The following is an 8089-nucleotide window of genomic DNA, read 5'->3' as shown; positions in this document are numbered from 1 at the left end:
TTTAGAAACATTTCTTCTTCCAACATATGCAAATAATCTCATTGTGAAAGAACGGTATATGGGCAAACTCGCCTGCAAAACACGACTTACCATAATACAACTCCCCATTAATCATAATCCCCACCGCAATCCCATAGTCAATATTCACAAACAGCGCATGCTGCTCCCCTTCCACAGCCCCACTGGTAAACTCCCCATATGCCATCGCACGGGTATCATTTTCCAGGAAAACAGGTATGCCCAATCTCTTCTCCATGATCTTACTCAATGGCTCCTCAGAGAAATTGAAATAGCTATGACTCTGCCCGGTTTTATAATTAATTCTGCCCGTCAGGTTGATACCGACACCCAGTATCTTCCCGGGCTTCATTTTCTGCGCAGTAATAAAGGATTTGATAATCTTACACAGCTCATCCAGCGATACCTGTGTATTCTCCAATGCATAAGGAATCTTGTCCTTAAATTGAATCAGGTGCTTCCTGAAGTCAAGTAAACCAATATTCACATGGTTATTCTTCACTTCCACTCCCACAAAAAATCCGCAATCCGATGCCAGGCCATATGTATTCGGCCTTCGCCCGATAGACGCAGATTCTGTTTTACCATAGTCTTTGACAAAACCTGTCTCAATGAGTTCTGTAATCAGTTCAGTGATCTTAGGGGTACTTGCATTCAGAATTTTACCCAAATCAGTAATCGTGGCATTACCTACATTCGTAAAATGTGACAGAATTTCTTTTTTCAGCGAAAGATTCTTGTATGCTACACCCGTTATATCCTCACTATGTATCTCGGCTAGAAGATTGTGCTGGGCCATTATTATAGTTGTGAAACGTAAAATATAGAAATTTCTATTTTATAAAAGTAAGAAAAACGATGCATTAGTAATTTATCATCTTATATAGCCCTTTATTTAGTTTGTTTTCTCTGTTAGTCAAAGTTAATTAATAAAATATTTTATTAATTAGGAAATGTTAAAATAATTTTTTTAAATTTGAGAAGAGCATAAAGGAAATTCCAAAGTCTTAAGTCGTAAAAACGAAATGAAACAATGAAAAACATCCTTCAATTTATTATTAGCAATGAACAATGATTGATACCTGATTATCTCAGGTGCAACTTTGGGGGGATACCAAAAAAAATCCGGAAATGTTGGAGCATTCCCGGACAGGATTTGGATTGCCCACTATGACCACTTTGGCGGTAGCAGACAAACAGCCGACAGCTTTAGAGAATCTAGTCAGGACCGCTTATTTACATAATCCAAACAAAACAAAGGTATGAATTTTAAAAATCTTTGTGGACTTCCCTATGCCCGGCGGAAGCGCAATGTAAGAACACCATTGTTCTTAAAACTGACCGGCATATTTTTCGTGTCTGCACAGTTGGGAGCCGCTACAAACGGTTACTCCGCATTCTACAATCGTGTAGCAGAATCCCGTTTCTTTAAGGAGATCACCGGTAAAATCACTACTGCTACCGGACAGCCTTTACCCGGCGTAAGTATCTCTATTAAAGGAACATCCAAAGGGGCGGTTACCAACCCACAAGGTGAATTCACCATCAATGCGAACCCGGGCGATGTACTTGTCATCTCGTTCATCGGCTTTTCCACACAGGAGGTACCAATTACTGATAACACAACCACACTGTCCATCAAAATGGAAGAAGGCGCCACCAGGCTCAATGACGTAGTGGTAACAGCGCTGGGTATTAAAAAAGAAAACAGGTCTATCGGTTACTCTACTACACAGCTCTCCGGTACCGCCTTTACACAATCCAGAGATGTAAACATCGGTAATGCACTGACCGGGAAAGTAGCAGGTGTGAGCGTTGCTAACAACGCCACCGGTCCAAGCGGTAGCAGCCGTGTAATCATTCGTGGTAATGCTTCCCTCACTGGCAATAACCAGCCATTATATGTAATAGATGGGGTACCTTTTGACAATACCAACCAGGGAAGCGCCGGCCAGTGGGGTGGTGTGGATCTCGGCGATGGTCTGTCAAACATCAATCCTGACGATATCGCTGATATGCAGGTGCTGAAAGGTGCTGCCGCATCAGCACTCTATGGTTACCGTGGTGGTAACGGTGCAATCCTCATCACCACCAAATCCGGTCAGAAAGGGAAAGGTATCGGGGTCGAAATCAATAATAACTTCACCGCCAATACCATCATCGACTACCGCGATCTGCAAACCGTGTACGGTCAGGGTACACAAGGTATCAAGCCCACCACACAGGATGCTGCCTTAGCTACTTATTATAGCTATGGCGCTAAAATGGATGGCTCTGATGCGGTGAACTTCCTGGGCGATACCTATAAATACAGCGCCAGCGTAGGCAAGGATAACTGGAAAAATTTCTACCGCACAGGTATCAACAACCAGTCTTCTGCTGCACTCAGTGGCGCATCAGACAAGATTAAATACCGTGTCGGCCTTTCCAATTTGTATAACACCTCAGTAGTACCTAATTCCGGTATGCAGCAACAAGGCATCAACCTGAATACGGTCTACAACATTACCCCAAAACTGTCACTCACCGTTACTGCCAACTACATCTTCGAAAGAGTAAAAAACAGAACACTGATGTCTGATGCTTCTACGAACATCAATGCGACACTGATGTACCTGCCTACTACCTTCGATGTGGAATGGCTGAAACCAATGGTGAAATCATCAGGCGTGGAACTGACTCCTACAACTGGTACTTATTTCAACAACCCGTACTTCCTCGCTTACAAGCACATGAACAACACCGACAGGAACCGGCTCACTGCTGCTGCTACGCTGAAGTATAACTTTACTGACTGGTTGTATGCACAGGGAACTGTATCCCGCGATGGCTACATCCTTGACTATCGTAAAGTAACACCTACCGGTACTGCCTATACAAATGGTGGTGAGCTCACCGAGTACGAAAGAAACTACCGCGAGCTGAACGTAAACTACCTGGTGGGTTTCGATAAAAAAGTAGGAAAAGACTTCTCTATCAATGCTACCTTCGGTGGCAACTCACAGGACAATATCAACAAGTCTTACGGCCTCGATGGTACTGCTTCTCCATTCATCATTCCCTACCTGTACACTGCCAACAATATTGCGAACAGGGCTTATACACAGACTTATGCACACTATCGTGTCAACTCCCTGTATGGTACAGCTGATTTTGGATGGAGAAATTTATTGTTCCTGAACTTCACGGGTCGTCAGGACTGGTTCTCTACGCTGGATCCACAGAGCAACAAATACTTCTATCCATCTGTAAGCACCAGCTTCGTGTTCAGCGAACTGATTCATGCACCTAAATGGTTGTCTACCGGTAAATTGAGAGCTTCCCTGGCGCGTGCTTCCAACGGTACTTCCGCCTATCAGAACTATCTCACTTATGGATTGCAAACGTATACCATCACTGGTGTATCAGTAGGTTATGTGACCAATACCACTGTGCCAAATGCCAACCTGAAACCAGTGAAAATTTCTGAAAAAGAAATTGGTCTGAACATGCAGTTCCTCGATAACAGGGTTGGGTTTGATGTAGCTTACTACCACAAGCAAACCGAAGATGATATCGCTTCTGTTTCATCCAGTACTGCTTCCGGTTACTCTGCCGCCATCATGAACGTAGGTAAAATCAGGAACCAGGGTATTGAGTTATTGATCACCGGTGCACCTGTAAGAGGCAAAGACTTTAGCTGGGATGCGTCAGTCAACGTGGCTTTCAATAACAGCAAGGTATTGTACTTAGGTGAAGGTGTAAACTCACTGGCCATCGAAGGTGCTGTACCAAGAAACGGTGATGGTGTGACTGTAAGCAACGTTCTCAATATGGCCTACGGTCAGATCATGGGTTATGGATATCGCAGAGATGCATCTGGCAACAAGGTATTCGGTACAGATGGTCAGCCGCTGCGCACCACTACTGTAATACCGCTGGGATCTGGTGTATACAAAACAACCGGTGGTTTCAACAATGAATTCCACTATAAGAGCTTGTCTCTTTCCTTCCTGTTCGATTTCAAATTCGGTGCTAAAGTATACTCCGGTACTAACCTCTCATTATATACCACAGGCCAGCATAAGAATACCCTGCAGGGTCGTGACGGTGGTTACGTTGGTAAAGGTGTGACAGAAGATGGCTCAGTAAATACCACATCAGTCGATGCGCAGACTTACTGGACTAACCTGGCTTCCTCCAACAATATCGCGGAAGAATTTGTATACGATGCCAGCTTCATCAAGCTGAGACAACTGTCCATCGGGTACTCAATTCCTGCTACTGTCCTGGGCGATCATTTCTTCAAAGGCATCGATGTTTCCCTGGTGACCAGGAACCTGGCTACCCTGCTGAAACATACGCCAAACATCGATCCTGAATCTGCCTACAATAATACAAACGGGCAGGGTCTGGAACTGAACGGTATGCCTCCAACCCGGAGCTTCGGTGTGAATGTGAACGCAAAATTCTAACAATTAAAAAATCAGGTAATGAAGAAGTATATATGCAGGAGTACACTCGCCTTAGCCCTCGCAATGGCCATAGGCAGTTGTAACAAGAACCTTGAATCCATCAACAACGATCCGAATCATATCACTTCCAGCAGCATGGATTACAACCTGCTGTTCACTGGTGCACAGGTGTACACCTCCGGTACAGATTACGAAGCATGGCGCAATAGTCTCATCTATTGTTCTGTCATGATCCAGCACCTGTCTTCCTTACAGAGCTACTGGAATGGAGATAAATATACTTACAGCGCAGGCTACAACTCTGCTTACTGGGATAGAGAGTATCCCAACGCGGTGACCGATATCCAGGAAGTTATCAATAACTTCAAAGACGATGCTACTAAAGCCAACGCATACAACATCGCCAGGATTATGAGAGTTATTATTTTCCAGCGCATGACCGACCTGTATGGCGATATCCCTTATTCCGAAGCCGGACAGGGCTACAGTACAGGTAATGGCTATCCTAAATACGATGAGCAGAAAGACATCTATGCCGACATGCTGAACGAACTGCAGGAAGCAGCCACTACCCTCGATGCAAGTGCATCTAATACCTTAGGTAGTGCAGATCTGATCTACGCCGGCGATGTAGCTAAGTGGAAAAAGCTCGCCTACTCCCAGATGCTGCGTCTTGCTATGCGCATGACCAAAGTAGATCCATCTACCGCGCAAACCTGGGTACAGACAGCTGTAGCAGGTGGTTTATTCACCAGCAATGATGACAATGCCATCATCAAGCACGATGCTGTAACAACTGATGCCAGCAATGGTAATGGTGAAATCCTCGTGTACCAGGATCCAAATGCCAGTCGTGTGAGCAAGACTTTTGTAGATATGCTGAAGAATGATGCGGATCCACGTCTCATCTATTTCACTACCGTATGTACAGATCCATCTATCGCCTTTGGTTCCAGTGGATTTGATTATGGTGATACTACCTGGGCTAAGCAATTGGGTATGCCAAATGGGTACGATCAGAATGGCTCTACCACCGACATCTCTACTGCTTCCAACTATCCCGGCAGCATCAATGGATATGCTGTGGTAAACAGGTACACCTTTGCACGTGAAGATGCACCTACCTTTATCTTAACCCATGCTGAAAACCAGCTGTTGCTGGCCGAAGCCGCCCAGAGAGGCTGGATCTCCGGCAATGCAGCAGATTACTATACTGCGGGTGTAACAGCCGCTATGAACCAGTTGACACAAACAGGTGCCGGTACTGGTGTAAGCGCTGACAAGATTACAGCATACCTCGCTGCACATCCCTACGATGCTGCCAACGGGTACGAAATGATCAACACCCAATACTGGATTGCTACTTTCATGGACGAATACGAAGCGTGGTCCAATTGGCGAAGAAGTGGTTATCCTGTGCTCACGCCAGTGGTATACTATGGCAACGTGACGAATGGTACCATCCCACGCCGTTTCACTTATCCTACATCAGAAGCTACGATCAATGCGACCAACTACAACGAAGCAGTGAGCCGCTATACTGATGGAGATAAAATGACGTCCAGGATGTGGTGGGATGCCGCACAGTAAGCCGCTTTACCACACATCACACAGATTACGAATAGTAGGGAAAAAGTATTATACTTATCGCCTATCGTTAATTTGTTAAGCAATTCAATTTAAATTATGACTACAGCACGATTGTTAGATTTTAGGTTAAGGTTGCTCTTATCAAGGAGCGGACTAATTCTATTCTTTGTACTGATGATGGTTCGTACGTATGCGAATGAAGGCAGAATCAAAATCATTCCCGAGCCTGTGAAGGTGACGGCGCAAAGCGGAGAATTTACGCTGGATAATACTACTGTCTTATCTCTCTCTGATAACAAATTAAAGGAAACAGCAGACTGGTTCACCACCAAACTGAAGGCCAGCACAGGTTATGAACTGAAACGCAGCAATAGCGGTAAGAAACGTATCCGCCTTGAACTAAACATAAAAGCAGATGACGCGATTGGCGACGAAGGCTATACACTGAAGGTAACCCCTTCCGAAGTAGTGCTGAAAGCCAATACCACTTCAGGTATTTTCTACGGTTTACAGACCATCCTGCAGCTGTTGCCTCCGGATATCGAAAGCCAGTCAGTAAAGAACGTAGCCTGGACCATGCCCTGTGCTGACATCCTGGACTATCCTCGTTTTGGATGGCGAGGATTGATGCTGGACGTATCCCGCCATTTCTTTACAAAGGAAGAAGTAAAGCAGTTCATCGACGAGATGATCCGCTATAAATACAATACCCTGCATCTACACCTGGCGGATGATGAGGGATGGCGTATAGAAATCAAGAGTCTCCCGGAACTGACAAACGTAGGGGCCTGGCGGGTACCACGCACGGGTCGCTGGGGTAAACTGCCTGCTGACCTGGCAAATGAGAAAACGACAGATGGCGGTTTCTATACACAGGATGATATCAAAGACCTGCTGAAATATGCAGCTGCCAGGGGTGTCACTATCTTACCTGAAATAGATGTACCTGCCCATAGCCTGGCTATGATTGCATCTTATCCTAACCTCTCCTGCACACAGCTGCCTTACAGGGTAAATGCAGGCCGCGATTTCTATACCCGCGAAGACAATGTACTCTGCGTAGGCAACGATAGCATCTTCATCGTGCTGGACAAAGTATTCACCGAGATCGCTGCATTGTTCCCTTCCAAATACATCCATGTAGGCGGAGACGAAGCTTACAAAGGGTTCTGGAAAACCTGTCCTAAATGTAAAGCCAGGATGGAACATGAGCACCTGAAAGATGTAGACGAACTGCAGAGCTATTTTGTAAAGAGAATAGAAACCATGCTCAAAGCAAAAGGCAAAAAAATGATCGGCTGGGACGAAATCCTGGAAGGTGGTCTGGCGCCTGAAGCAACCGTGATGAGCTGGCGGGGTATGAGTGGTGGTATTACCGCTGCTAAAATGAATCATCACGTAGTGATGACACCATGGGACTTTGTATACCTGGATCTGTATCAGGGGGAGCAGACCGCAGAACCACCTACCTATGGTATGTGCCGCCTGTCTGATTCCTACAACTACGATCCGGTACCTGATAGTGTAGATGAAAAATACATATTGGGCGGGCAGGGTAACCTCTGGACAGAATCTGTGCCGGTATTCCGCCATGTGGAATACATGGTATGGCCCCGTTCCATCGCGCTCTCTGAAGTATACTGGAGTCCTAAAGCAAAGAGAAACTGGGACGACTTCATTCCAAGACTGGAAGAACATTTCAAAAGACTGGATGCAGCGGATATCAAGTATGCCCGCAGCGTATACAATGTGATCTTCAGGCCGGTGAGAATTAATCGCTACGATTATGAAGTAAACCTGGCTACTGAGATCAAAGGACTGGATTTGTATTACAGCTTCGATAATACCAACCCTGACGCACATTATCCAAAATATACGGGTCAGCCCCTCAGGTGGCCTATTGGTGCCAATATCCTGAAAGTGATCACCTATCGCAACGGCAAGCCGGTAGGTGCACAGGTAGATATCACCAAAGAAGACCTGGCTAAAAGGCTGGATGAGAAACGTCACGTATATTAATTGAATAA

The 8089-nt window shown here is 45.5% G+C and carries 4 protein-coding genes; 3 read left to right on the top strand and 1 reads right to left on the bottom strand.

From position 1 onward, the window contains the following. Position 1: 1 nt before the first annotated feature. The gene (locus ABDW16_RS19320) at positions 2-817 is read right to left on the bottom strand and encodes an ROK family protein (RefSeq protein WP_343672006.1); all 816 of its coding nucleotides are present in this window, start codon (positions 815-817) and stop codon (positions 2-4) included. 463 nt (positions 818-1280) lie between these two features. On the opposite strand from ABDW16_RS19320, the gene ABDW16_RS19315 reads away from it, so the two are divergent. The 3 genes from ABDW16_RS19315 (at position 1281) to ABDW16_RS19305 (ending at position 8081) form a co-directional block, all read left to right on the top strand. Then, positions 1281-4472: a SusC/RagA family TonB-linked outer membrane protein gene (locus ABDW16_RS19315; RefSeq protein ID WP_343672004.1), complete on the top strand. Its 3192-nt coding sequence runs from the start codon at positions 1281-1283 to the stop codon at positions 4470-4472. An 18-nt stretch (positions 4473-4490) separates the two neighbouring features. Further along, positions 4491-6062: a SusD/RagB family nutrient-binding outer membrane lipoprotein gene (locus tag ABDW16_RS19310; RefSeq protein WP_343672002.1), complete on the top strand. Its 1572-nt coding sequence runs from the start codon at positions 4491-4493 to the stop codon at positions 6060-6062. 174 nt (positions 6063-6236) lie between these two features. Next, positions 6237-8081, top strand: a complete 1845-nt coding sequence (locus ABDW16_RS19305) for a family 20 glycosylhydrolase (RefSeq protein ID WP_343672000.1) — start codon at positions 6237-6239, stop codon at positions 8079-8081. Positions 8082-8089 lie beyond the last annotated feature (8 nt).

The sequence above is a fragment of the Chitinophaga sp. genome (genome assembly GCF_039596135.1).
Lineage (GTDB): Bacteria > Bacteroidota > Bacteroidia > Chitinophagales > Chitinophagaceae > Chitinophaga.
Note: the sequence above shows the minus strand (reverse complement) of the source record. Positions and strands in the feature narration are given on the sequence as shown.